The sequence below is a fragment of the Halomonas sp. KHS3 genome (genome assembly GCF_000830495.1).
In the GTDB taxonomy this organism is placed as follows: Bacteria; Pseudomonadota; Gammaproteobacteria; order Pseudomonadales; family Halomonadaceae; genus Vreelandella; species Vreelandella titanicae.
Genome location: NZ_JWHY01000005.1, coordinates 239,319 through 264,631 on the forward strand (window position 1 = coordinate 239,319; position 25,313 = coordinate 264,631).

The window sequence follows — 25,313 nt, forward strand, 5'->3', positions numbered from 1 at the left end:
TTTTCCATCCCTGGAAAAAGACCCTCGCTACAACCTGCCCTGGCACTCAGCTATCCAGCATATAAGCCACTATTTTTTTAATATCGATAAACCTAACGGCTTTCGCTGAGCTTCTTTATAACATCCAACGCCTCACTCTCGGTGAGGCCTGTCTTAATCGGCGTGCTATCGGCACCGCCGTTAACAACAACATTAAATCGACCTGCTTGCCCGACCAAGCACACATCGGCTGGGGCGCGACGGGCGCAGCCTTTAGAGCAGCCGGATATATGAACCGTTCCTTCCACCCAGCCGCTTAGCTTCTCGGCAAGCGGCTGGGTGGCGACACTCGCCTGTTCGCAAAAGGGCGCGCCGGGGCAGGCATCCATAGATAGCCGCGGGTCGCTATTATGACGGATCAAGCCATCAACCGCGGGTAGTGTATCGCAATCCTTCAATAACAGGCGCCGCCAGGGCGTGACCTGCACAGCACTGATACTTGCTTGCGAGCCACTTGCCGGAAAGACCGCCTCGCGCAGCGTATCAGCCGCCACCCGACCAAAAGGCAGGCCAACCACCATGCCCTCGCGATTTTCGCCCAGCGCCAGCTTCTCGCCATGGGAGGCGGGGGCTGTATCAGCCGGCGCCCAATCTGGCAGCGGTGCTGTGTGCCGCCGCATACGGCCTGACTCCCAGCCGCCGGTATTTACGAACCAGTGGGTCAGGCGTATCAGTTGCTCGACGGCGGCCTCGGTATTGTTCACCGCCGTGCCTTGCGCGTAGCCATCGGGGCGCACCATCAGGCCGCCTTCCGTTGAGCGCTCGATTCGAAAATCAGCGGCGCTGTCGCCAAGCACCGGCGCGTTTCCCGCATCGATGGCGATGCCCACCTTGCCGGGCATGGTGGCTAATTCGCTACCCCGCGCCTGCAACAGACTGGCAATGGTATGGGTGTCATCGCCCACTTGCCATGCGGGCGCCAGCATCAGCTGTGGCTGGCGTTCTGCGTCCGGGTCGTCGCTGACCAACTGATGCTCGACCAGAAACGCCATCAGTAGCGGCCAGCTTTCGTCGGTCACCCCACGCAGCTGCAGGTTGGCCCGGCTGGTGAGCTCGATCAAACCGCTGCCGAAGGTCTCGGCGGCGTCGCACAGTGCCAGCGTCTGCTCGCGGGAAAGCTGACCCAGCGGCGGGCGCACACGCACCAGCAGGCCATCGCCGGTGGCCATGGGTCGCCACGCGCCGGGGCACCAGCCTTTAATGCGCGGGCTGGGCGACATGACCACTGGTCTCTTTGGCTTCGTCCATTTCCAGCAGCAGATCCTGAAGCGACTCGCCATGCTCGCCGGGGGCTTGCCACATGCCCCGCTGGGCCGCTTCGAGTAAGCGCTCGGCCATCTCTTCCAGGGCGGCCGGGTTGTGCTCGCGCAGGAACTGCTGATTGGCGGCGTCGAGCACCAGGGCATCGCTCACCTGGGCGTACTGGTAGTCGGCAATCAGATCAGTGGTGGCGTCATAAGCAAACAGGTAGTCCACCGTGGCGGCCATCTCAAAGGCGCCTTTGTAGCCGTGCTCGCGCATGGCGTTGATCCATTTGGGGTTCAGCACGCGGGAGCGAATCACCTTGGCCAATTCTTCTTTCAGAGTGCGGATCTTGGGCATTGCCGGGTTGGCGTGGTCGGCGTGGTAAATCTCCGGTGCCTTGCCACTCAGCGAGCGAGTGGCGTTGGCCATGCCGCCCTGAAAGGCGTAGTAGCTGTTGGAATCGAGAATATCGTGCTCACGGTTATCCTGGTTTTGCATCACCGCATCTAGGCCCTGGAGCTGCTGCTCGAACGCCGCCCGCGCGGCGGTGCCGGAGGCCTTAAACTGGCCGTAGGCGTAAGCCCCTGCTCCAAGATAGGCTTCGGCTAAATCGTCGGCGCTGTCCCAAGAGCGGTTTTCAACCAGCCGGTTGAGGCCCGCGCCGTATTCGCCGGGCTTGCTGCCAAAGATACGGTAGCTCGCCTCCTGGGCGGCCATCTCGGGGCTTAGCCCCTGCTCTTCCAGTGCTTGCTGGCGGGAAAGCACCGCCTCGCGGATGGTGTTGCTGTTGCCCGGCTCTTCATAGCGCGCCACCGCCTGCACCGCGGCGTCAAACAGCCGAATCACGTTGGGGAAGGCGTCGCGGAAGAACCCGGACACCCGCAGCGTAACGTCGACCCGTGGGCGATTGAGCAGCATCGAGGGGATCACTTCAAAGTCGCTCACCCGCTGGGAACCCAGCGACCAGATGGGCCGCACGCCCATCAGCGCGAAGGCCTGGGCGATGTCATCGCCGCCGGTACGCATGGTGGCGGTGCCCCAGATGGACAGCCCCAGCCGCCTCGGGTAGTCGCCGTGATCCTGTAGGTAGCGCTCGACAAACGCCTGGGCGGATTTTTCGCCCAGCGTCCAGGCGGCGGGCGATGGAATCGAGCGGTTATCCACGCTGAAAAAGTTGCGCCCGGTGGGCAGCGTATCCAGCCGCCCCCGGCTGGGGGCGCCGCTGGGCCCGGCGGGCACGAAGATGCCCTCAAGGCCGTCGAGCAGCGACTGAATCTCCATCTTCACCCCGCGCTGCATGGTGACCCATAGCTGGTCCCGGGCGTAGCGCAGCTGCGCTGCCGTATCGGGGTAATCCTGGGCCAGGTCATCCAGGCAGCCGTCTGCCAATACGTAGTCGGCTACCCAGCGTTCGGCCAGCAGCTCCAGCCGCTCGCGGGCATCCGCCCCGGTGCGCCAGGGGGTATTGAGCTGTTGGCTTAAAATGGTCGGTTCAGGCCCCTGCCAGGGCTCGTTGCCCGCGGCTAACGGATCAAAATTCAAGCCTAAATCGCTGGCCAGGTTGTGCAGCAGGCCGCGGCTTGCCACCGCTTCGCCCCGGGGTAGTCGCAACAGCGCCACCAAAGTGCCCGCCCGCTTCTCTTCCGGCGGCAGCGTGCCGAGTATGTGCAGTCCATGACGGATCTGCGATTCCTTGATGTCGCACAGGAAGGTATCCAGCTCGTTGAGAATCTCGGCGTCATCAGCACTGTTGTCAAAACCGTCTACCACATGCGCCAGTTCCTGGTCGATACCGGTATCACGCAGGTGAGCAAGAATCTGGCTGCGAATCAGCGCTTCCCGGCGGGGATCCATATCCAGCGCTTGATAATATTCGTCGGTGAGCGCTTCAAGCTCGGCCATGGCGCCGTAGAGCTCGGCCCGCGCCAGCGGCGGCATCAGGTGGTCGATAATCACCGCCTGACTGCGCCGCTTGGCCTGGGCACCCTCGCCGGGGTCATTGACGATAAACGGATAAAAGTGCGGCAGTGGGCCCAGGGCAATATCCGGCCAGCAGTCGGCGCTCAAGGCGATACTTTTGCCCGGCAGCCACTCCAGGTTGCCGTGCTTGCCGACGTGGATGACCGCATCGACCTGGTAGTGCTCGCGCAGCCAGAAGTAAAACGCCAGGTAGCTGTGCGGCGGCGCCAACTCCATATCGTGGTAGGACTGGGTGAGGTCGTCGATAAAGTCTCGCTCCGGCTGGATACCCACGAAGGTCTCACCCAAACGAATACCCGCGATCATCAAGCGCCCCTGGCGGCACTTGGGGTCTTCATGAGGTGCGCCCCAGCGCGTCCATACGGTTTCCTGCAGCTCGCTGGGCAAGGTTTGAAACCAGGCCAGGTAGTCCTCAACGCTGATGCTCTGCCAGCAGGCGCGCTGGTCGAGGCTGCCGTGATCGTTGGTCACCGCGCCCTGAAGCTGGCGGATCAATTCATCGCCATTTTCCGGCAGCTCGCTTAACGGATAACCCGCCTCCTTCAGGGCGCTTAAAATCTGCAGCGTCGACGCGGGGGTATCCAGCCCGACCCCGTTACCAATACGGCCATCGCGATTGGGGTAGTTGGCCATGATCAGCGCGACACGCTTCTGCCCGTTGGGGGTCAGCCGCAGCGAACAAATCCGCCGTGCCAGCTCGGCCACAAAGGCGGCTCGTTCCGGGTGGATCACGTGGTGGGTCACCGCCAACTGGCAGCGCGGGTTGTAGTGGGCTTCGGCTTTAAAGCCCACCGCCCGGGTGATGATGCGGCCATCCATCTCGGGGAGCACCACCTGCATCGCCACATCGCGGCTATGCAGCCCGGCGGCCATGCCCTGCCAGTCTTCACTGGTGCTGCTGGCAAGAATCGCCTGGAGCACCACGGGTCGACCGACAAACAGGTTGTCGGGTAATTCCTCACCCAGGGCATCTAATCCGTCGGCGTTGCGATTGACCGCAAAGCTGGTGGTATTGATCACCAGCATGGCGCCGGTCTGCTCAATCAGGTGATTGATAAAATCAATGCACGGCCCCTCTTTCAGGGACGCCACGGCCACCGCCAACGGCTCCAGCCCCTGGTCTTTAAGTGCTGCCAGCAATCCGTCGGGTACGGCGGTGTTCGCCCCCTGCAAATGGCTGCGATAAAACAGCAGCAGGCACACTGGCCGCCCTGGCACCTGGCGATCGCGCCACTCGCTGAGGCTGGACGCCTGCTGCTCCTGCGACGCATAAATCACCGCTGGCGGAATGACTTTGGGCTCCTGCCAGTCGCCCAGTTGGCTATCTATAAACTGGCTGTCCATACACTCGCTGGCGACAAAGCGCAGCAGCTGCTCGGCGTTATCGGTGCCGCCCTCACGAAGGTAGCGCCACACTCGGTACGCGTCATCGAAGGCGATGGTGGAGTCTTCCAGTAGGGCGTCATCCGGGGCATCGCAGCCCGGCACCAGAATCAGCTGGCGCTCGGGCTTGGCCGCCGCCCAGGCAAGCAGACGCTCGTGGCCATACTGCCAGTAGGCCTTGCCACCCAGCAGTGAGACGATGACCAACTGAGCCTTTTCCAGCACCCGATCTTCGTAGAGGTCATAGGCGGCCGGTTTTACCAGATTCATCCAGTTGGCCAGCCGCACCGAGGGGTACGCCTCGCCCAGACGATCCACCGCCTGGGCCAGCGCCGACAGATTGCTATCGGCGGCGGAGAGTATCACGACCTCGGCGGGGCTCTGTTGCAGGTCGATGATGCCTTCATCATCGACAAAGCCTCCGGGCTTGGCGGCAAATAAGTGCATTAGGTAGCCGTTTGAACCTCTGCTTCCACTAGCGCTTCACGCAGCGCTGCGCTATCCAGGTGTTTGCCAATAATCACTAATTGGGTTTGGCGGAGTTCGTCCTGAGCCCACAGCCGGTCGAAGTAGCCTTCCAGGCGCTCGCCCACCGCCTGAATGACCCGGCGCATGGGCTTGCCGGGAATCGCTGCAAAGCCTTTGGCGCGGTAGATTTCGTGGCTTTTCAGCAGCTGCTGCAGCTTGTCGGCCAGGATATCGCCATCGACTTCGCCCAGAGTGATCACGCAGGAATCAAAGTTATCGTGGGCGTGGTCGTGGTGCGCGCCTTCGGCATGGTGCTTGTCGTGGTGATTGGTGATCAGGTCGATACTTGTTTCGCTGGCCGCGCCGATGCCCATCAGCGCTTCCAGCTGGGTGGTGTCGGTGGTCAGGGTCTGATCGATAAACAGGGTTTTCACCGACGCCGTCACACGCGCCTGAATCACCGCTTCCACCTTTGTGCGCTCTTCCGGGCTGAGCAGGTCGGCCTTGCTGACCAGCACCAGATCCGCCGCGCTGAGTTGGTCATCAAGCAGCTCGCGCAGGCTGGGGTCGTGATCCAGGCTCTCGTCGGCGAGGCGCTGGGCGGCCACCTTGTCCACGTCGCTGGCATAGCGTCCGGCGGCCACAGCGGGGCCGTCGATCACGGTAATAATCGCATCCACGGTGCAGTGCTGGCGGACGTCGGGCCAGTTGAACGCCTGCACCAGCGGCTTGGGCAGCGCCAGGCCGCTGGTTTCGATCAGGATGTGGTCGATATCGTCGCGGCGGGCGACCAGCTTTTTCATGACCGGCAGAAACTCTTCTTCCACGGTGCAGCAGATACAGCCGTTGGCCAGTTCATAGATGCTGCCGTCTTCACCGTCTAGTTGCCCGCCTTCGCTACCCTCTTCACACCCCAGCGCACAGCTGCGCAGCAGGCTGGAGTCGATATCCTGCTCGCCGAACTCATTGACGATCACGGCGATCCGCTTGCCGGTCACCTGACGCAGAATATTGGCCAGCAGCGTGGTTTTGCCGCTGCCGAGAAAACCGGTCACGACCGTGGCAGGAATCTTATTCAATTGCATGGGTAAATGCCTCGCTGTGTTGCGGTTCGCAGTACGCCGGGCTGGCAGAAAAGAGCCTTGCCACAGCGTCAGGATTATTGGGGAAAAACAGATGCAAATAGGTCGCCGTCAGGCGCTTTTGACGGTAAATCGCCTCCCCCGGCGCGGGGTGCCGCTGGCGGCGGCCGTGGCCAATCGGCTCGAGGGTGCCTTCCGCCATGGAGCGGTGGTGCGCATGGCCGCGAACCGGGCCTTCCGGCAGCTCGGCGGTTTGCATCCCCTGGCAGCCGCGGCGCCCGCGCATGGCCCCCTGCCCGGGCAGCAGGCCCAGCATGGTATGAGTAATATCGTCGTAGTCGGTCAGGGTTTCCAGGCAATACAGCAGCCCGCCACACTCGGCCAGAATGGGCTTGTCGGCGCGGTAGAAAGCCTCAATAGCCGAACGCATGGCGCCGTTATCCGCCAGCGTTTGAGCGTGAAGCTCCGGGTAGCCCCCCGGCAGCCACAGGGCGTCGCATTCGGGCAGGCGGCTATCCGTCAGCGGCGAAAAGAAGCGCAGCGTCGCGCCCATCTGCTCCAGCAGGTCAAGGTTGGCCTGATAGACAAAGCTGAAAGCGGCGTCCCGGGCCACGCCAATGGTATGGCCTTTGAGCAACGGCTTAACGGCCGCAAGCTGTTCTTGTGGTGCGGTAAAGGTTACCGGCGAAAGCGCTGCAAGTGATTCAAGCAGCCCAGCCGCTTCCAGCGCTTTAGCACCGGCTTCAAAACGGGCTTCCAGATCCTCGCGAATCTCCGCCGCCTGCACGAGGCCCAGGTGGCGTTCGGGGAGTGACAGCGCGGGGTCGCGGGGCATAGCGGCCAGCAGAGGGATTGTCGCTGGCAGCGCCCCTTCGATCAGCTCGCGGTGGCGGGCCGAGCCGCAGGCATTGGCGATAAGCCCGGCGATATGGATGTCGTCGCGAAAGCCGACCAACCCCGAGACCAATGCGGCGGCGGTCTGGGCCATGCCTTTTACATCCATGACGATCACCATGGGAATATCAAACAAGGCCGCTAAATCAGCGCTGGAGGGCTCGCCGTCGAACAGCCCCATGGCGCCTTCCACCAGGATCAAGTCCACTTCGCAGGCGGCGTCATAAAAGCGCTGGCGGCAGTAGGCTTCGCCTGCCATCCATAGATCCAACTGATCCACCGGCTGACCGGAGGCCTGGGCGAGTATCTGCGGATCCAGGTAGTCCGGGCCGGTCTTGAACACCCGCACCACCTTGCCCTGGTTGCGCAGCAGGCGCGCCAGGCCCGCCGTGACGGTGGTTTTGCCCTGGCCTGAGGCCGGGGCAGCGATAAACAGCGCGGGGCAGCGAGCGGTTGGCGTCGTCATCAGTATTCGATCCCTGCCTGGGCTTTGACGCCGCCGCGAAAGGCGTGGCGCTCATCCTGAACGATGCTGATGGTATCGGCGATTTCCTGCAGCGGCGTGGCCATGGTGCGCCCGGTAATGATGACGTTCTGGTGCGCCGGGCGGCGCTTAAGCGCTTCCACTACCGGCTCGGGGTCGAGATAGCCGTACTTGAACATATAGCTCATCTCGTCCAGCACGATCATATGATAGGCGGGGTTCTCCAGCAGCCCTTTGGCGACGGCCCAAGCGGCCTCGGCGGCTTCGATATCCCGCTCGCGGTTCTGGGTTTCCCAGGTAAAGCCGTGGCCCATGATGTGCCAGTCGAGCTTGGGATGATCGCGAAAGAACAGGTACTCGCCGGTTTCGCGGCGGCCTTTGATGAACTGGATCACCGCGCACTGCTGGCCGTGTCCCAGTGAGCGCGCCATGGTGCCGAAAGCGGAGCTGCTTTTACCCTTGCCGTTGCCTTTCAGCAGAATCAGCACGCCGCGTTCTTCCGTCGCCTTGCTGATGCGCTCGTCGACCACGTCTTTCTTGCGCTGCATGCGATTGAGGTGGCTTGCGTCGCTCATGAGGAATTCCCAGGTTGATGTGCAGAAAAAGAAGGCGCCATAGAGGGTTTGTCAAACGAGGCCGGCCAGTAACGCGCACCCAGCTGCTGGGCGATGCGCGCGCCCTGCCCGCGTTTGACTTTCGACTGTTCGGTATCGATCAGCAGACAGTCCTCCAGCGGGGCGAGATCGTCAACGGCTTCCCGGGTGCGGCCATCGGTAATCAGATAGGTGCGCACTTTCAAGCCGGGCTCGCGGCGCTGCCACTGGCGGATCAGCCGCTTGGCTTCAATAATCGCTTCCCGCAGCGGGGTACCGCCACCGCCTTTGGCACTATCCAGAGTGCTCCGCGCGTTTTTGGGCGCCCTGCGGCGGGAGAGTATCGGCACGACACCGCCGTTGCCAAACCCCAGCACCGCCACCTGCTCCCGCGCTGCGTAGGCTTGGCTGACTAGCGACTCGACCAGCCCCTTTGCCTGGCCCAGCAGGCGCTGACCCAGGGTGGAACCCGACGTATCCAGAAGTACCAGGTGTGCCGTCGCCTGCCCAGCGCGGGTCTTGCGCATCTTTAGCTGCTGCCAGGGCCACTGGCCGCGATTGGCGATCAGCGTTGCGAACCCGTCCAGCCGTGAAGTTGCCACTTGAGAACGCCCCCAGCCCGACGCCCCCCCTTTTCCCGCGCTAGCGGTGGTATCGGTGCGGTTGGCCAGCTTAAAAAGATCTTCGCTATCGGGCAATTTCACCGCTGGCTGGATAATCGCTTCCTGGGCTATGGGAGGCATTGCGCCCCACTGGCCCTGTTCAGCGCTCTGTGGGGATGAGCCAGCGGTCGATGCGTTATTGCCCGACGACGAACCGCTCTCGTCTTTCGAAGGTGTTCCATTAGGTGGAGATGATGGCGGGCTCTGCTCAGGCGGTCGGGTACGCCGATGAGCCAACACCCAGGGTTCAACGGTGTCGATATCCTGCTGCTCCACGCTAGCCACACCACGCCAGGCAGCATGGGCCTGGGCGGCGCGGTGCCAGGTAACGTCTGCCCGCAGGCCTTCAACGCCCGCGGCTTCACAGCAGTTGGCAATCGTTCGATACACCCAGGTGTCGGTGGTGATCTCTTTGAGCAAGCGCTGCGCTTTAGCAATGCGCCCGGCCAGAGCGGCCTGGGCATCCTCAACGCGTTCGAGCGTGCCAGTGGGGTCGCGGTCAAAGGCTTCCCGTTGCTGCACAATGGCAATGCGCTCGTCGATGCTTATGGTTCCAGCCTGTTCAAGGCAGAGGCCAAAGCGGTCAAGCAACTGAGGGCGCAGCTCGCCTTCGTCCGGGTTCATGGTGCCGATAAGGCTAAAGCGCGCCGGGTGGGAGTGGCTAATGCCATCGCGCTCGACCACATTAACGCCGCTGGCGGCCACGTCCAGCAGCAGATCCACCAGCATATCCGGCAGCAGATTGACCTCGTCTACGTACAGCACCCCGCCGTGGGCCTTGGCGAGCAAGCCGTCGTGAAACGTGGCTTCGCGCTCGGCCAACACCTTGTTCAGATCCAGGCTGCCCACCAGGCGGTCTTCGCTGGCACCGAGGGGCAAGGTGACAAACGGTGGCTTTCTGCCGTTGTTATCCTTGGGCAAAACGGCGGCCAGCGCCCGCGCCAGGGTGGATTTCGCGCTACCCCGGGGGCCGCTGATCAACACACCGCCAATGCGCGGGTTAATAGCGTTCAGCAGCAAGGCGGTTTTCAGTGGTTCCTGACCAACAACGCCCACAAAGGGAAACTCACTCACCAGCACCTCCCGGGCTAGGCAAGCCTGCCCACCGGCCGACCTTTGCTGAACACTGTGATGACCTACGGACTTGAGTTTGATTCATAATAACCAAGTGAGTAGTGATAAAAATATTCATAAAGAGGTGATGACATAAAGGCATGCAGTATAGAGGAAGGCACGGCGACGAAGCCAATCTGTTCCTCGACCATAGGGAGTACTGGTTAAAAAATCCTCATAATAATTACCTTCACACTTTCATATTATGCCGAGCCCCCTTAAGCTAATGCTAATTAACCACCAGTAATGATGATATGCATTCGCAAAGGGAAAGAAGGGAGATGGGGAGTGGGTAAGAAAATTGTAATAGTCGGAGATATAGGGACTGAACATGAGAAATTCCCACCTACACCGGTCACCGCTGGCTCGCCGGATGTATTTGTGGACAGCAAACCCGTAGGACGGGTGGGTGACCCTCTGGAGCCCCACGCCAAGCCTAACCACCCTCCTCACCCGCGCACTATCTCCAGTGGTTCAACCACCGTACTTATCAACGGCAGGCCCGCCGCCCTTACCGGCGGTTCAGTCGACTGTGGTGGCGTCACTATAGGCAGTGGCAGTGTCATCATCGGCGATGACCAGATAGCGACGCCCTCTCGTACCATGCAAGGGGGTGGGATTGGGTCTGCGACGGCATTGCACGCTAATTCCAGCAGCGCTAGCGCTCACCAATCAGCCAACCATAATACTCGTCTCAACCAATCGGCGCTTTCCCGCACTGCCCGGCAGCCGGGTACAAGCGCACTGCACAATGGCCAGAGAGGACTGACCAACGCAGGTGACTCATCGCAAGCCCAAGCGACAAATGAGGAGGAAAACTCGCCCAGAACCCTTCGGCTTGGGGTGTTTTTCGATGGCACGGGCAACCATATGCAGAACGACCTACGGCTAACGGATCGGGATATTACCAATGTGGCTCGATTGTACGACCTATACCGTGATTTAGGTGCTGGAGGATCCGAGCAAAGGATATATGTTGAAGGCCCCGGCACAGTGGATGGTGAAGACACCGATGACGGATTTGTTGCGCCGGAAGATAGCTGGGGGCTAGCATTAGGTTTAGGGGCCACAGGAGGGCATGCAAGAATCGAGATGGCTCTGGCAGATGTACGGACTATTGTAGAAGATACCTCAGCGTCTGAGGTGATTATTGATGTATTTGGATTTAGCCGCGGTGCGGCACTGGCTAGGCACTTCGTTAATCTGGTCAATTCCTGGCCTGCGACTATTGCCATGCCGCAGCTTACCTGGTGGCCGCAACCGAGAATCGAGTTCAGGGAAGTGACAGCTTTTCCTCAAGGCGTTAACGCTAGCATCGGTTTTGTCGGCCTATTTGATACGGTGGGCAGTTTTTACCTTCCTGGTAACGAGCAGAACCTTGATTTTAACCTGCATTTGGGTGCCCATAGCGCCGAGCAGGTTGTTCATCTAACGGCCTTTCATGAAATCCGCACAAACTTTCCACTGTCAAGAATTAGAGGGGCTAACGGCCTACCCGGTAACTTTATAGAAGAGGCATTGCCGGGGGTTCATTCCGATGTGGGCGGGGGCTATGAGAACCCTGAAGTGGACTTTCAGAACTATGAACGGTTTGAGGTAAGAAGGTATAGGGGGCACGGCCATAACTCCCGAACCATCCGGTCTGCTCAGCAGAAGATTGCGGAACTTAACGCCACAGACTCACGAAACATTCAACCCCGAATTGAAGGAAGCGATGTGATCGCAGAGGAGCGACGCCCTACCCGCAAGGAGCTGTCTTACTTCGCTTTACATAAAATGTACGACCAAGCGATAAGTGCAGGCGTATCTTTGGACTTAATGAACGATTATCCCATACCTGCCCAGTTGCAAGATGCCCTTAATCAGTGGCAAACCTCGGGTGGCGACCTAGCGAATGCACGTGATTATCTTTATGACTATATTCATACCTCTTACCGCATCGGTGACATTGCCCATAGGCCAGAGCCGAATCGGGTACGGCGTTTTTTCCTTAGCAATTCCCAACGTGCAGCACAGCCAAGGAGTAAGGTGAGTCATGGCGACTAAAACGTCGATGCTTCGAGCCTTGCTAGTGGCTCTGTGCCTAACCCTGACCACCGCGTGTTCTGGAGAACCACATGAATATAATTTTGGCATTTCAGTGGCAGGCGGCCCCACAGGTTGGCCAGTCAGAGTTGAAGAACTCACATTTGACAATAACTGGAGTGCTCCGGGAGGCATCCTTAGAGGAGGGTTCGACCACAACCCACCAGGGGGAGCAATGGTAATATTATCGCCAAAGCCAGCTCCCAACTCGGTACAAGCCCGCTGGTATTCTTACAGAACCAAGACTTTTCACCAAATTGATCTTTCTCTACCGGACGATTTTAGTAACCGTGTTAATGAATGGTACCAAAAATACCCTGAACCCAAATATCGCCACTACTTCATTGTTGGATTTTCCGGAAAAGGTGAAGCCCTTGTTTGGTGGCGGGCAAGATGCATGGATTGTGGCTATGATCGCAGCGAGGATTTTAGCACTCCCATCGTTGAAAATACGCAAGCGAACGTAGTGGAAGGCGACCCAAGTCGATACCGAAGCCAAACTGAACAATTTATTAACGAAGGGCTCTTTCCTAGACCTAATGAGTAATGACAGCTAAAACTTCAATGCTTCGAGCCTTGCTAGTGGCTCTGTGCCTAACCCTGGCCACCGCGTGCTCCAGCGAACCCCGTGAATATAATTTTGTTATTTCAGTGGCAGGTGGCCCAACTGGGTGGCCAGCCAGAGTAGAAATGCTCACATTTGACAATAGCTGGGGTGCTCCGGCAGGCATTCTTAGAGGCGGCTTTGACCACAATCCACCGGGGGGCGCACTGGTGGTATTGTCGTTGCCAAAGGCAGTTCCCGATTCGGTGCAGGCTCGCTGGTTTTCACATAGAATCCAAGCCTTTTACCAGATCGATCTTTCGCTTCCAGAAGACTTTAGTGACCGTGTTGATGACTGGTACCAGAAGTACCCCGAACCCAAATACGGACACTACTTAATTGTGGGCTTTTCCGGAAAAGGTGAAGCCCTTGTTTGGTGGCGAGCCAGATGCATGGATTGTGGCTATGATCGCAGTGAGGATTTCAGTACACCCATCGTTGAAAATGCGCAAGCGTCCGTGGTGGAAGGAGACCCTAGCCGATACCGAAGCCAAACCGAGCAATTTGTTAACGAGGGGCTCTTTCCCAGTCCTGGTGAGTAATGGCGACTAAGCAATCCTCGCGAAGGTGCCTCATCCAGTTCATGCATATTTCTTAACCGAGGAAGGGGTGGCGGCGAGGCCAATTTGTTGCAAGCTATTAACTTTGCGAGGGCATATATCACTTACGCTAAGGATACAGTTGGATTTTTACGCTCCTACATAATACAATGTTATAACATATCATTTTAAACAAGAACTCATAAGATCCTTAGGCTTTCTGTTGTTCGCTATCCACCTGCAACCTAGAATGGCCAGTGTCGGTGTTCCCACGGAACTTAATAGAGAATCCGCCGCGGCTTGCCGCGAACCGGAACTGCCCCCGCAACTGTAGGCGGCGAGCGATGCTCTTTGATGCCACTGGACACAGAGTCTGGGAAGGCGAGCTAGCCATGACCCGTCAGTCAGGAGAACTGCCGATATATTACTTACATCGAGCGAAGTGGCTCGGTCAGTATTTTCTGCCCGAATGCGGAGCTCATCATGCACGGGAGTGTACATGATGTTGAGATTGACCACGGCCATCGCCGCGAGCGCTGTTGGCCTTGCACAGGCGGCTTACGCCTCCACCGACTACCCCCTTACGCTAACCAATTGCGGCGTTGACTTCAGTGTGACGTCCCCCCCGGAGCGAACGGTGACGGTTGGCCAGTCAGCTACGGAGATTCTCTATTCGCTGGGGCTCGCTGATCGAGTGAATGGCACTTCGGTTTGGTTTAATCCGGTTCTTCCCCAGTTTGCTGATGCCAATGAAGCGATCGAGCGGATCGCCAACGACGACCCGAGCTTCGAGGCCGTGGTCAATAAACGGCCTGATCTGGTGGCGGTGCAGTATGAGTGGCACGTGGGCCCCACCGGCAGTGTCGCCACCCGTGAGCAGTTTCATGAGCTGGGTATTAATACCTATATTATGCCCGCCGATTGCGACACCAAGGATAACTCTACCGGCGGCGATGGCACCCGCACCGCCGCCTTCTCGACCGATTCCATCTATAAAGGGATCACCGAGTTAGCCGAGATCTACGATGTTCAAGACGCTGGCGAGGCGCTGATAGCCGACCTTACCGCCCGCGAACAGCGCGCTATCGACTTGGCGAGCAGCCTTGATTTACCGGAAGACTTGTCGGCGGCATTCTGGTTTTCATCGACAGAACTGGGGGTTAGCCCTTTCGTGGCGGGGCAGCTGGGGGCACCAGGGTATATGATGGAAAAACTCGGCATTCGTAATGTCATCGAGTCTGACGAAGAGTGGCCCACGGTGGGCTGGGAAAGCATCGCCAGAGCCGACCCCGATGTGCTTGTTATCGCCAGTATGGATCGCCGCCGCTTTCCTGCCGATGACATTGAAGCAAAACGTGAGTTTTTACATAGCGACCCGGTCACCCGCGAGATGAACGCGGTTAAAAATAACCGTATCGTCGAGATGGACGCCCACGCCATGAGCGCCACTATGCGCACTATTTACGGCCTTGAATCACTTGCCGAGGCACTATCCAATATGTCGTTTAACGAATGAGCATAGCGCTAACGAGGGTTTCCTCCGCACACTTCGGGTTGCGCTGGCTATGGATAACGCCGCTCGTGCTTGTGACGGCACTGGTCGCGGGCACCGCCATCGGCGAGACGCCGATTCCCGTGGATACCATTGTCAAAGTGCTCGCCAACCAGCTGATAGGAACGGATTACCCGGTTGACCGAATCGACGCGGGCATTATTTGGAACTATCGTCTCAGCCGCGCCATGGTTGCCGCCTGTTGCGGCACCAGCTTGGCCCTGGCCGGGGTCGTGCTACAGGCGCTGCTGCGTAACCCCTTGGCTGACCCCTACTTGATGGGTATTTCCGCTGGGGCTTCTACCGGGGCGGTGGCAGTGGCTGTCGCCGGACTGGGCGCAGGAGCACTTTCGCTCTCCCTAGGCGCCTTTATTGGCGCCCTGCTCTCCTTTGGTATCGTGGTGATGCTCGCCCATGCAGCCAACAGCGGTGTGGGTGGCGGCCGCGGCGTTCAAGCCGCGGGGGCGATTATTTTGGCGGGTATTGCAGGCTCGCAGCTGTTCAATGCGCTGACCGCTTTTATCATTACCAAGTCAGCAAGCGCCGAGCAGGCCCGGGGTATCATGTTTTGGCTGATGGGCAATCTATCCGGGGTACGCTGGGCCGATGTATCCTTGGCGGTGCCTGCTGCGCTGTTCGGGCTGCTGGTTTGCCTGTGGCACCGGCGCTCCCTGGATGCATTTACCTTCGGCGCCGACAGCGCCGCCTCCATGGGCATCGCGGTGCGCCCGGTGCGTGGCATGCTGATTATCGCCATGGCACTGGTCACGGCCGTGATGGTGTCTATCGTGGGAGCGATTGGGTTTGTGGGTCTGGTGATCCCTCACGCGATGCGTTTTATCGTGGGGAGCCGCCATACCCGACTGGTACCAGCAACCGCTCTGGCAGGCGCCGTGTTCTTGATCGGCTCGGATATTCTTTCCCGGGTGCTGATATCCGGCCAAGTACTCCCCATCGGGGTGATTACCTCACTGATCGGCGCGCCCGCTTTTGCGCTGATTCTGGTTCGCGGCAAGAGGTCTTAATGCGATTAACGGCTGAACAGCTTGCGTGGTCAGTACACGGCACGCCACTGCTTGCTGACGTCAATCTTACCGTCGAGCCCGGCCAGACCTTTGGACTGGTGGGGCCGAACGGCTCGGGGAAAACCTCCCTGCTGCGTCTGTTGGCGGGATTGAACAAACCCAAGGCAGGACGGGTGTTGATGGATAGCCAGCCCCTGCACACGCTCAAGCAACGGGCGATCGCACAATCCGTTGCCTTGGTGGAACAGCAGGCGGACACTACCGACCGCATTACCGTGCACCAAGTGGTATCACTGGGTCGTACACCTTTCCTTTCCGCGTTGCGTCCCTGGTCAACGGAAGATGATGCCATCGTGGCGCAGGCGCTGGCAGATGTGGATATGGTGCACATGGCCGATCGCCTTTGGCATACCCTCTCTGGCGGTGAGCGCCAGCGAGTGCATATTGCCCGAGCGCTGTCACAACAGCCTAAAATTCTGCTATTGGATGAACCCACCAATCATCTGGATATTCGCCACCAGCTTTCGATTCTTGAATTGGTCAGGCAACTACCGATCACGGTGGTTATCTCACTGCATGATCTTAACCAAGCCATGGAGTGTGACCGCATCGGCGTCATGGATGGCGGCCGCCTGATCGATAGCGGCCTCCCCCAAGACATACTCACGCCTAATAGGCTACAACAGACCTTTGGGGTATATGCCCATGTGATCGATGATCCTATCGATGGCAAGCAAGTCATGCGTTTTCACAGTGCGATTTAGCTAGCTCCTAGTCTGCTAGGAAAAATGCCCGGTTACCGACAGCGCAAACTTTCGTGCCCCCCGGCGCTACAGTGCCCATTCACCGAAAAAAATGCCAAACCACACTGTGATCTGTGCCCATACTCCACAGAAGTACAACGACGACAAGCAGCGCCTCCAGCACCAAAACACCGATACCCAGCGTCGTGGTCGACAGAATAAACCCCTGCTTATGACTGATTCCCAGAAAGCTGGGCGTTCCCTTGTAGAGCAGATAGGTGCTATAGAGCAGACCGATCACCATCCCTAGCACACACAACCAGAAAACCGGATATAGCGCAAAAACGCCGCTGAGGAACATCGGGGTCGCAATATAACCTGCGAAGATAATACAGTCGCGGCGGCTAGGTCGATTCTCAATACGGCGGGCCATCCAATGGATCATACTGCCCACAATACCTACTGCCACTAGCATCAGCGCATAAAAAGCCACGCCTAAGGCAATACCGTTGGCAAGAGAGACTTTATAGGTTTCAGGGCCACCGTAAGTCCAGCCCACCTGGGTGGTGCCTATCAGGGCACAGACAACAGGAACGGCAGCGAGCAACAGAACATGGTGAGCATAGAGATGACTGACAGACTCATGCTCCTCACTGATCTTATACCACTCCCGTTCAGGATGATGGAGAAGCCCCCAAACATGATTGACCATAACGACCTCCCGTTTTTGTGGACACGCTATTGTTAGGATCAGACGATGATCGATCGGATCAACAAGGTTCCGAATCATTTTTAGTGTAGAACACAAAATCATTTTCGGAGGTGAGGATTTTTCTTTGCTAAGGTGGAGCAGCTCATTCTATTCATTGGTGGAGTTCATATGCGTATTCTGTTCACCGGCGGCAGTGGCAAAGCGGGCCGTCATGCAACTGCCTACCTGCGCGATCAAGGCCACCGCGTCACCAATTTGGACTGGGTGGCGTCTGATGTGCCCGGTATTACTACCCTGAAAACCGATCTGACCGATGCTGGGCAAGTGTTTAATGCTTGCCAAGCCTACGCTGGGTTCGATGAGCTGGAACCCGGCACCGGCGTGCCGCGTTACGATGCGATAGTCCACTTCGCGGCCATACCAGCCATTCTGCATCGGCCGGACAACGAGACCTACCGCATCAATACCCTAAGTACCTACAACATTCTTGATGCCGCCACCAAGCTGGGCATTCCTAAGGTTATCTTCGCCTCTAGCGAGACCACCTACGGTGTCTGCTTCGCTGATGGCGAGCAAAAACCCGACTACTTGCCCGTCGATGAAGAGCACCCCACCGTGCCTCAAGATAGCTACGCCATGAGTAAGGTAGTTAACGAAGTAACGGCACGCTCCTTCCAGGCGCGCTCGGGCATCGACATTTACGGCCTGCGCATCAACAACGTTATCGAGCCCCACGAGTACCGTCAGGATTTCCCAGCTTACATGGATGATCCCGCCCTGCGCCGCCGCAATATATTCGCCTACATCGACGCTCGCGACCTGGGCCAGATGGTCGATTGCTGCCTGAAAACGGATGGCCTTGGCTACCAGGTATTTAACGTCGCCAATAACGAACTGTCAGTGGGCCTGACCAACGCACAAGTGATAGAGCGCTTCTACTCCGGCGTACCCATCAAGCGCGAAATGGGCGAATTCGAAACCTTCTACTGCATCGAAAAGGCCCGTCGTCTGGTCGGCTTTGAACCACGCCACTCCTGGCGGGAAGAGCTGGAGCAGTGAAGCCAACCTGAGAAATAAGTGGTCATGTCAGGTTCTGTGAACACTTCATCGTGGCTCACGCGGAAACATCAACAGACTCTATATAAAAACTAATTGAAGTTGGTGCGATCACAGAGGTATTACCATCTATTTCTTTTCAAATGTTGAGCCCCGAATGAATGAATACTGACCACTCACCAAATGCGCACCTTGGTCAATGGGAAAATGCAAAAAACCCAGTGGTATCAATGTCCAAAGAATACCCTGCGGGCCATCATATTCTTCCGCACCAACATCAGCGTGGACAATTGATATATGCCAGCGCAGGTACTATGAGACTGAGAACTTGCGATGAGTATTGGTTGTTACCTCCCTTTCGTGGCGTATGGATGCCCCCTTACGTAGAGCATGAAATGACTGCCAGCACATCGGTTTCTTTACGGACATTATATGTAAATGTCGAATCATTCACCTTAAGCTTACCTAATCACCCAGTAGGTATTGGTATCACTCCCCTTTTGCGGGAACTGCTGATCAGAGCCTCTTATTTCCCGATAACTTACCATCCTGACAGTTTTGAAGAACGTTTACTGAGACTAGCATTGGAAGAAACGAAGCATGCATTCGAGTGTGGATTAAAGCTTCCTATGGGTAGAGATAAGCGTTTAAAAAAAATATGCGATACGTTAATGGAAAATCCTGGGGATGTACGTTCATTGGCAGATTGGGCCAATGAAGTCGGAGCAACCACTCGGACGTTAACCCGGCTATTTCGCAGCGAGACAGGTATTTCTTTCATTCAATGGAGGGAGCAGGTACGCATCGTCAGTGCAATTTCGGGTTTAAGCACTGGAGAACGTGTTAGTCAAGTTGCTGAAGAGCTAGGATATGCTTCTCAAGGTGCTTTTACTGTTATGTTCAAGCGTGTAACGGGAAAATCTCCACGAGAGTATTTGAACGACCTGTCCCGTTCTCAAATAAAATTGTCGTGTATGGAAGAATAAAGTTCGAATGAGATTGATATTATTCCTCTACTTATTGAAATAACAGGTAGAGGAATATATGAAGCTTTCGTTAAAACCGCTGACTGAACACTATTACTTTCTGATAATCGCGTCCACGTTTCTTTCACTTAGCCACTGAGCTATTTGGTGTGCATAGTAACTAACTATGATGTCAGCACCTGCACGTTTGAAACCTGTCATGACCTCCATGACGGTTTCTTTTTCATCTAAAGCACCAGCTAGCGAACCAAATTTGATAGCGGCATATTCACCTGCTACTTGGTAAATAGCTAAAGGAAGGTCAGTGCGATTTCGAAGTTGGCTAACAACGTCTAAATATGGCATACCAGGTTTCACCATCAGAATGTCAGCCCCTTGTTCCTCATCTAGACGGGCTTCAATCATAGCCTGACGGCCATTTGCATTATCCGCTTGATAACCTAGACGATCACCTTCAAGCTTACAGTCAACTGCGGAGCGAAAAGGGCCATAAAAAGCGGATGAAAACTTTACTGCATGGGACAGTATGGCAACCTCAGAATAACCAGATTTATCCAGTGCATGCCGTATTGCCCCCACCTGTCCATCCATCATAGATGATGGCGCTAACATGTCAGCACCTGCTTGAGCAGCAACAAGGGACTGCTTAACTAAATTTTCAACAGTTTTGTCGTTGTCAACTTTTCCTTCTACAACTACTCCACAATGACCATGTGTGGTGTATTCACAGAAACAAATATCTGGAATAACCAGCATATCGGATCTACATTCTTTAATGATACGGATCATGCGTGCCAGCAATCCATTATCGGAAAGGGTATCACTGCCAAGACTATCTTTATTATGAGATATACCAAATGGCATGACGCAACGAATACCTACCCCATAGAGTGACTCTATCTCTTCAAAAAGTAATGCTTCAGGTATTCGATAAATACCTGGCAGTTCCTTTATTGGAGCACGCTCAATTATACCCTCCTCGATAAATATAGGTTGTACCAAATCACTCAAAGTTAAAACGTTTTCTTTAACGAGTTGACGAAATTCATTATTTTGACGCAACCGACGGGGACGATGAACTACACTCATACAACCGCCCTCTCAAAATCAAGACCCATGGCCTTCCTGGCTTCATCGAGATTTGAAACATCAAGCACAACTTCTTCAGGCGTGTAAGAAATGTTTGGATTTTTTCGACGTAAAGTTGTTCCACTATTTACTGCAGCGGTGATGATGATTTTTTCCATTCGTGACGCCTTCTTTATACAGGTTGATAACATAGTTCACATTATCCTCCGCAGGTTCGACGAATGACTTTTCCATTTGAGACATAAATTGTTTAGAAAAGGAAAAATATGTGTAAATAAATTAGCTAATAATTAATGATTCTTTTCAACTTTTTCACTCCACGCAATAAGTAAAAAGCCTTACAGTGATGCAGCATGACCGAGAAAGTGATGGAATCATTACCATTATTCCGGCTAATATGACGCTTGGTTTCTATGTATCTAAGAATAAACTTGAATGACGGATCCTAATCGAGATTACGGCTAGATTAAGCTTGTATCACCCCTTTATCGGCACAAACACCGGTGCACCATCCACCTCTACTACCGCTAGCTTTTGGCGGTAGAGGTCTTCCAGCGCACTGGGCTCCAGCATGCTATCCCGCGGGCCCCAGCACGCCTCACCATTGGGATAAAGCAACAGCACATGGTCGCACCAGCGGGCAGCAAGGTTTAGGTCGTGTAAACACATGATGACCGCCTGCCCCTGAATGGCCTGTTCTGCCATTAGCGCCATCACGGCACTCTGGTGATGAAGATCCAGATGGTTGGTGGGTTCATCCGCTAGCCACACATTGGGCGCTTGCGTCAGCACCGTGGCAATCGCCACCCGCTGGCGCTCGCCACCGGAAAGAGTGCTTACCAGACGGTCACGTAGGTGCGCAACATCCAGGCGCTCAAGGGCGGCTTCCGCGCGGGCGTAGTCTTCAGCCCCCTCCATCTGCCAAGGCGATAGATAAGGGTGACGGCCAATCAGCGCGGTTTCCAACACGGTTGCTGGAAACCCATCCTGGCGATCTTGAAACACTAACCCCAAGCACTGAGCAACATGGCGGCGGCGCAGTTGGCCAAGCGCTAAATCGTTGAGCTGAACACTGCCTGAACGTGGCGCTTGCAGCCCAGCTAAGGTGTGTAATAGCGTCGTTTTTCCCGCACCGTTAGGCCCTAACACACCCCACACCTGCCCTGGTTCGATGGTTATATTAAGCTGCGTACCGCCTTCGCGGCCAGGCACATCGATGATGAGATTACGGGTAGCCAGTACGCTCATCAGCGGCTCCGGTAGAGCAGAAACAGGAAGGTAGGCACACCTAATAGCGCGGTGATTACTCCTACGGGCAACTGTTCCGGGGCGATCATGGTGCGCGCCAGGGTATCGGCCAGCACCAACAGCGTGCCACCCGCCAGTGCGCAGGCGGGCAGTATCAGCCGTTGATCATTGCCTAGCAGTAAACGCAGCATATGAGGTACCACTAGACCGACAAAACCAATGCTGCCTGCGGTAGTAACGGCAGCAGCAGTCAGCAGACTGGCGGCAATATAGATACACCACTCCAGCGGCCTAACCGCAACGCCCAGCGCGGCAGCCTGCTGAGGGCCTCGGGCCAGAACATTCAGGCTACGCCCAAGCGGAATCAGTACCACGCAGGTAACCAATAACAATAGCAGCGGCGGCCAAGGGGTACGCGCGTAGGAGAGATCGCCCATCAGCCAATAGAGCATACCCGGCAGGCGTTCGGCGGGGCTCATCGCCAGCATCAAGGTAATCACCGCGCCCCACCCCGCCGCGACCACCACACCGGTGAGCAGCAACCGCGAAGGCGTCCAGCCGCCGCTGCCGTGGGCCAAACCAAACACTAACAACGTCGAAAACAGCGCGCCGCCAAAGGCCGAGCCCGAAATCGCCAGGCCGCCTAGCCCGCCCAGCATGGCTGCCAGTGCGCCAATCGAGGCGCCACCGGAAAGGCCAAGCACGTAAGGGTCTGCCAGGGGGTTACGCAGCAACACCTGCATCAACGTACCGGCTACCGCCAGCAAGCCACCCACCGCAAAGGCACTTAGCGCTCTGGGCAAGCGCAGCTCGATCACCATGGTACGCGCCAAGGCATCGCCCTGGCCTTGCACATTGTCACCCATCAACACCTGCCAAATTTGCGCAGGAGAGAGTTGCGCACTGCCGACACCCATGGCGAGGATCAGCGAAGCCAAGGCCGCTAGTAATAGCAGGCTCAGCGGCAGGCCCAAGCGTGCGAGCATTAACTGCGCTCACGTTTTTGGCGGGCGATATCGAGCTTCTCACAGAGGAGCTGGGTGCCCTCCATCAGTCGCGGCGTGGGCCGCTGAATCAGTGAGGGCGGCACAAAAAAGAGATTATCTTCCGCAACCGCCGCCAAGTTGGGATACTGCTCCCAGTGGGTCAGCCAGTGGCGGTTCTCTTCCCCCATGCCACCGGCAACAATCGCTTCAGGATTAGCTGCCAGCACGGCTTCATCATCGATACGGGGTACCAGGCGTGCCTGTTCGCCAAACACATTCTCACCGCCACAGATCTTAACCACTTGGCCGATCAGGTGCTGATCGTTAACGCTCATTAGCGGCACATCCCACACTTGGTAAAACGTGGGTACCGGCTCCCGGTCTCGATAGTGCTCTTCAAGGGCGTTCATGGTATTGCGGAAATTGTCGGCCACTGCTTGTCCCGCTGTTTCTGTACCTGCCAACCTTGCCAAGCGCTCAATGGCGCTGGCCACGCCTTCTACATCGCGGGGCTCGATATAGAACACTGGCATGCCCAGGGCTTCAAGGGTTTCAAGCTGTTCGGCGGGGTTACCCGTCACCCAACCAATCACTATATCGGGTGCAAGCCCCACCAGCTTTTCTAAATCAATTCGGGTATGGCTGCCCACTGACGCCACTTGCTTGGCTTCCGGGGGATAGTCACTATACGAGACGACGGCGACCACTTGATCTCCTGCGCCTGCCGCATAAGTCAGCTCGGTTGCGCCAGGCGAGAGCGTAGCAATGCGCTGAGCAGCATTATACAGACAGACCTCACGGTCACGATCATCGACTGCGCAGCGCGAGTGCTCGTGTGCCGGTGCAACAGACACCATCAATAGCAGCGCGAGGCCCAGGGCTCCGCGCGCAAAACCACTTTTTCTATTGGCCAAAGTGAACACTCAAGAACCCTGCTCGGCCAGCGTTGATGTAATCACGGGTGGTTGAATACTCTTTATCAAAGGCATTTTCTAGCGTAACACGAGCGCTCCAGAGTGGCGCAAACTGCCAGCCAGCGCGCAGGTTAACCAGCCCATAGCCTCCTAAACGCTGGGTATTGGTGGTGTTATCGTAACGGTAACTCTGCGCTACAAGTGATCCGCCCAACGACCAATCGCCAAGTTCCCGATCTGCATCCAATCGCACACTTTGAGTGGCCCGGCGGGCTAATCGATTGCCGGTTGCCCGGTCTTCCGGATCCAGGTAGGTGAAGGCAGCTTGGAGTGTCCAGTCGTTGACCTCTACGCCGCTTGACAGCTCAGCCCCGCGTATACGCGCGCTGTTAACGTTTTGCGGCGCCCATAAGCCACTCGACGTTGGCGCCCAGGCAATCATGTCGTCGTAGTCGTTTTGAAAGGCGGCCAAGTCCCAGAACCACTGGCTGTATTGGCCGCGAACGCCCACCTCGACGGTTTCAGAGGTTTCCGGATTGAGATCAGGGTTACCCGAATCCGGCCAATAAAGGTCATTGAAGCTCGGTGCTTTAAACGCAGTGCCTACACTGGCACGCAGCGTGTGGTAGCTATCCAGATCGTAGCCCAGCGCCAAGCTGCCGGTGACTTCATCACCATAGGCTTCGTTATCGTCATAACGCAGGCTTGCTTGAATGGCGAACGGCGAAAAGTCAAGTAACCCTTGGGTAAACACTGCTTTGTTATCACGGCTGGTAACGTCAAAATCGTTGGTGCTTGAAACGCGGTCTTCGCTGATTTCAGCGCCAGCGATCAACTCATGGGCACCAAACTGAATGTTGTTCTGCCAACGTGCGGTTTGCGTGCGGGTATCGATGATGGAGGCGCCGAAATTATCGATTGTGTCCAACTCATCGCGGGCTTCGCTAAGGGTCAGTCGGCTCTGCCACGTATCAGTTACCGGCAACTCAGCGTAGACGCCTGCTACCTGCTGGACGAAGTCATTCTCCCCACCGTCATATTCGTTGTTACCGCGAGCGCGCAGTGCCAGCACGCCAACTTCAGCGCCACTCTCAAAGGTATGCGCAACGCGGGCTAGCGCTGAGGTATTGTCGTAGCCTTTGTCCTCACCACCCCGACGAATGGGCTGGCCATCGGTATTGAAATGGCTAGCGGCAAAGCTGTAACGCGTGCCCCCCTCGCGCCCTGAAACGCCTGCGCTTAACCTCTGGGTATTGAATGAACCACCGCCGACTGAAATTCTCGGTTGCGGCCCCTCTTCGTCACCATCAGGGGTAAAAAGCTGTATCACGCCGCCGACGGCATCCGCTCCGTAAAGACTACCGCGGGGGCCGCGCACGATTTCCGCACGATCAAACATACGCGGATCCAAGTACTGAAATGCAGCACCGCCCGCCGTGGCGGATCGTAGCCGGATACCATCGATCATTAGCACAGAGGCATCGCTGGGCGCACCCCGTAGATAAACGCTGCTACTTTTACCAAAGCTGCCGTTACTCGTGACATCAACGCCCGGCTGGCCGCGCAGAAGATCGGTCAGGCTGGTGGGGTCTTGGCGGCGAAAAGTAGCTTCATCCAGCACGCTAACGGAAGAGAGGCTTTCATTGGCGGTGCGGGGCGCTAACGCAGCGGTAACGACGACAGGATCAAGCGTGGCCAAATCGGTCGTTGTTTCGGCGTATTGGGCTTCGGCTTGGATGTGAAAGGCTAGTGGTAAAGCAGCCATACTAAACGCCGCCCGTTTGGCGGTGGTGTGGTAACGATGGTTCATGTGAGACCCCTTGCTCGTTGT

General features: G+C 57.0%; 21 protein-coding genes and 1 riboswitch. Of the genes, 8 read left to right on the top strand and 13 right to left on the bottom strand.

What is annotated here, in order from left to right:
- Positions 1-92: 92 nt before the first annotated feature.
- Genes RO22_RS14340 through RO22_RS14365 form a run of 6 tightly spaced genes read right to left on the bottom strand, consistent with a single transcriptional unit; the run spans position 93 to position 9,904 of the window.
- Positions 93-1,259, bottom strand: a complete 1,167-nt coding sequence (locus RO22_RS14340; RefSeq protein ID WP_041158589.1) for a cobalamin biosynthesis protein CobG — start codon at positions 1,257-1,259, stop codon at positions 93-95.
- Positions 1,237-5,094 carry a cobaltochelatase subunit CobN gene (gene cobN / locus RO22_RS14345; protein WP_041158590.1) on the bottom strand — a complete coding sequence of 1,286 codons (3,858 nt, stop codon included), beginning with the start codon at positions 5,092-5,094 and terminating at the stop codon, positions 1,237-1,239. The genes RO22_RS14340 and cobN overlap by 23 nt, the downstream gene beginning before the upstream one ends.
- Entirely contained in the window at positions 5,094-6,200 is a 1,107-nt protein-coding gene (gene cobW, locus RO22_RS14350) for a cobalamin biosynthesis protein CobW (RefSeq protein WP_041158591.1), read from the bottom strand. Before cobW ends, cobN begins: the two co-directional genes overlap by 1 nt.
- On the bottom strand, positions 6,187-7,557 hold the full coding sequence (locus RO22_RS14355; protein WP_041158592.1) for a cobyrinate a,c-diamide synthase: 1,371 nt from the start codon (positions 7,555-7,557) through the stop codon (positions 6,187-6,189). The genes cobW and RO22_RS14355 overlap by 14 nt, the downstream gene beginning before the upstream one ends.
- Positions 7,557-8,150 carry a cob(I)yrinic acid a,c-diamide adenosyltransferase gene (cobO, locus tag RO22_RS14360; protein ID WP_041158593.1) on the bottom strand — a complete coding sequence of 198 codons (594 nt, stop codon included), beginning with the start codon at positions 8,148-8,150 and terminating at the stop codon, positions 7,557-7,559. The genes RO22_RS14355 and cobO overlap by 1 nt, the downstream gene beginning before the upstream one ends.
- Complete coding sequence (locus RO22_RS14365) at positions 8,147-9,904, bottom strand: AAA family ATPase (protein WP_041158594.1); 1,758 nt, start codon at positions 9,902-9,904, stop codon at positions 8,147-8,149. Before RO22_RS14365 ends, cobO begins: the two co-directional genes overlap by 4 nt.
- A 327-nt stretch (positions 9,905-10,231) precedes the next feature.
- On the opposite strand from RO22_RS14365, the gene RO22_RS24195 reads away from it, so the two are divergent.
- The 6 genes from RO22_RS24195 to RO22_RS14395 all read left to right on the top strand — a co-directional run bounded on the left by RO22_RS24195 (position 10,232) and on the right by RO22_RS14395 (position 16,512).
- On the top strand, positions 10,232-11,989 hold the full coding sequence (locus RO22_RS24195) for a type VI secretion system PAAR protein (RefSeq protein ID WP_235270513.1): 1,758 nt from the start codon (positions 10,232-10,234) through the stop codon (positions 11,987-11,989).
- A complete protein-coding gene (locus tag RO22_RS24200; protein ID WP_084625361.1) occupies positions 11,979-12,575 on the top strand; it encodes a DUF2931 family protein in 597 nt (198 codons plus the stop codon). The genes RO22_RS24195 and RO22_RS24200 overlap by 11 nt, the downstream gene beginning before the upstream one ends.
- A gap of 143 nt (positions 12,576-12,718) precedes the next feature.
- Positions 12,719-13,174, top strand: a complete 456-nt coding sequence (locus RO22_RS14380; protein ID WP_235270514.1) for a DUF2931 family protein — start codon at positions 12,719-12,721, stop codon at positions 13,172-13,174.
- Between the two features lie 241 nt (positions 13,175-13,415).
- A riboswitch (cobalamin riboswitch) is annotated at positions 13,416-13,607 on the top strand.
- A gap of 63 nt (positions 13,608-13,670) precedes the next feature.
- Complete coding sequence (locus tag RO22_RS14385) at positions 13,671-14,687, top strand: ABC transporter substrate-binding protein (RefSeq protein ID WP_041158596.1); 1,017 nt, start codon at positions 13,671-13,673, stop codon at positions 14,685-14,687.
- Entirely contained in the window at positions 14,684-15,748 is a 1,065-nt protein-coding gene (locus tag RO22_RS14390; protein ID WP_041158597.1) for a FecCD family ABC transporter permease, read from the top strand. Before RO22_RS14385 ends, RO22_RS14390 begins: the two co-directional genes overlap by 4 nt.
- The gene (locus RO22_RS14395) at positions 15,748-16,512 is read left to right on the top strand and encodes an ABC transporter ATP-binding protein (protein WP_041158598.1); all 765 of its coding nucleotides are present in this window, start codon (positions 15,748-15,750) and stop codon (positions 16,510-16,512) included. The genes RO22_RS14390 and RO22_RS14395 overlap by 1 nt, the downstream gene beginning before the upstream one ends.
- A 79-nt stretch (positions 16,513-16,591) precedes the next feature.
- On the opposite strand, the gene RO22_RS14400 is transcribed toward RO22_RS14395, so the two are convergent.
- Complete coding sequence (locus RO22_RS14400; RefSeq protein ID WP_041158599.1) at positions 16,592-17,203, bottom strand: Yip1 family protein; 612 nt, start codon at positions 17,201-17,203, stop codon at positions 16,592-16,594.
- Positions 17,204-17,371: 168 nt separating this feature from the next.
- Between RO22_RS14400 and RO22_RS14405 the strand changes: the two genes are divergently transcribed.
- Positions 17,372-18,262: an NAD-dependent epimerase/dehydratase family protein gene (locus tag RO22_RS14405; protein ID WP_041158600.1), complete on the top strand. Its 891-nt coding sequence runs from the start codon at positions 17,372-17,374 to the stop codon at positions 18,260-18,262.
- A gap of 158 nt (positions 18,263-18,420) precedes the next feature.
- Positions 18,421-19,245, top strand: a complete 825-nt coding sequence (locus tag RO22_RS24205) for an AraC family transcriptional regulator (RefSeq protein ID WP_081742539.1) — start codon at positions 18,421-18,423, stop codon at positions 19,243-19,245.
- 93 nt (positions 19,246-19,338) lie between these two features.
- On the opposite strand, the gene hemB is transcribed toward RO22_RS24205, so the two are convergent.
- From hemB to RO22_RS14430, 6 genes are all read right to left on the bottom strand, one after another.
- Positions 19,339-20,334: a porphobilinogen synthase gene (hemB, locus tag RO22_RS14410; protein WP_041158601.1), complete on the bottom strand. Its 996-nt coding sequence runs from the start codon at positions 20,332-20,334 to the stop codon at positions 19,339-19,341.
- Positions 20,331-20,492, bottom strand: a complete 162-nt coding sequence (locus tag RO22_RS24890) for a hypothetical protein (protein WP_174788148.1) — start codon at positions 20,490-20,492, stop codon at positions 20,331-20,333. The genes hemB and RO22_RS24890 overlap by 4 nt, the downstream gene beginning before the upstream one ends.
- 319 nt (positions 20,493-20,811) lie before the next feature.
- A complete protein-coding gene (locus RO22_RS14415; protein WP_041158602.1) occupies positions 20,812-21,582 on the bottom strand; it encodes an ABC transporter ATP-binding protein in 771 nt (256 codons plus the stop codon).
- Complete coding sequence (locus RO22_RS14420) at positions 21,582-22,568, bottom strand: FecCD family ABC transporter permease (protein ID WP_041158603.1); 987 nt, start codon at positions 22,566-22,568, stop codon at positions 21,582-21,584. The genes RO22_RS14415 and RO22_RS14420 overlap by 1 nt, the downstream gene beginning before the upstream one ends.
- Positions 22,568-23,491: a cobalamin-binding protein gene (locus tag RO22_RS14425; RefSeq protein WP_152618911.1), complete on the bottom strand. Its 924-nt coding sequence runs from the start codon at positions 23,489-23,491 to the stop codon at positions 22,568-22,570. The genes RO22_RS14420 and RO22_RS14425 overlap by 1 nt, the downstream gene beginning before the upstream one ends.
- On the bottom strand, positions 23,472-25,292 hold the full coding sequence (locus tag RO22_RS14430) for a TonB-dependent receptor domain-containing protein (RefSeq protein WP_041158605.1): 1,821 nt from the start codon (positions 25,290-25,292) through the stop codon (positions 23,472-23,474). The genes RO22_RS14425 and RO22_RS14430 overlap by 20 nt, the downstream gene beginning before the upstream one ends.
- Positions 25,293-25,313: the final 21 nt, after the last annotated feature.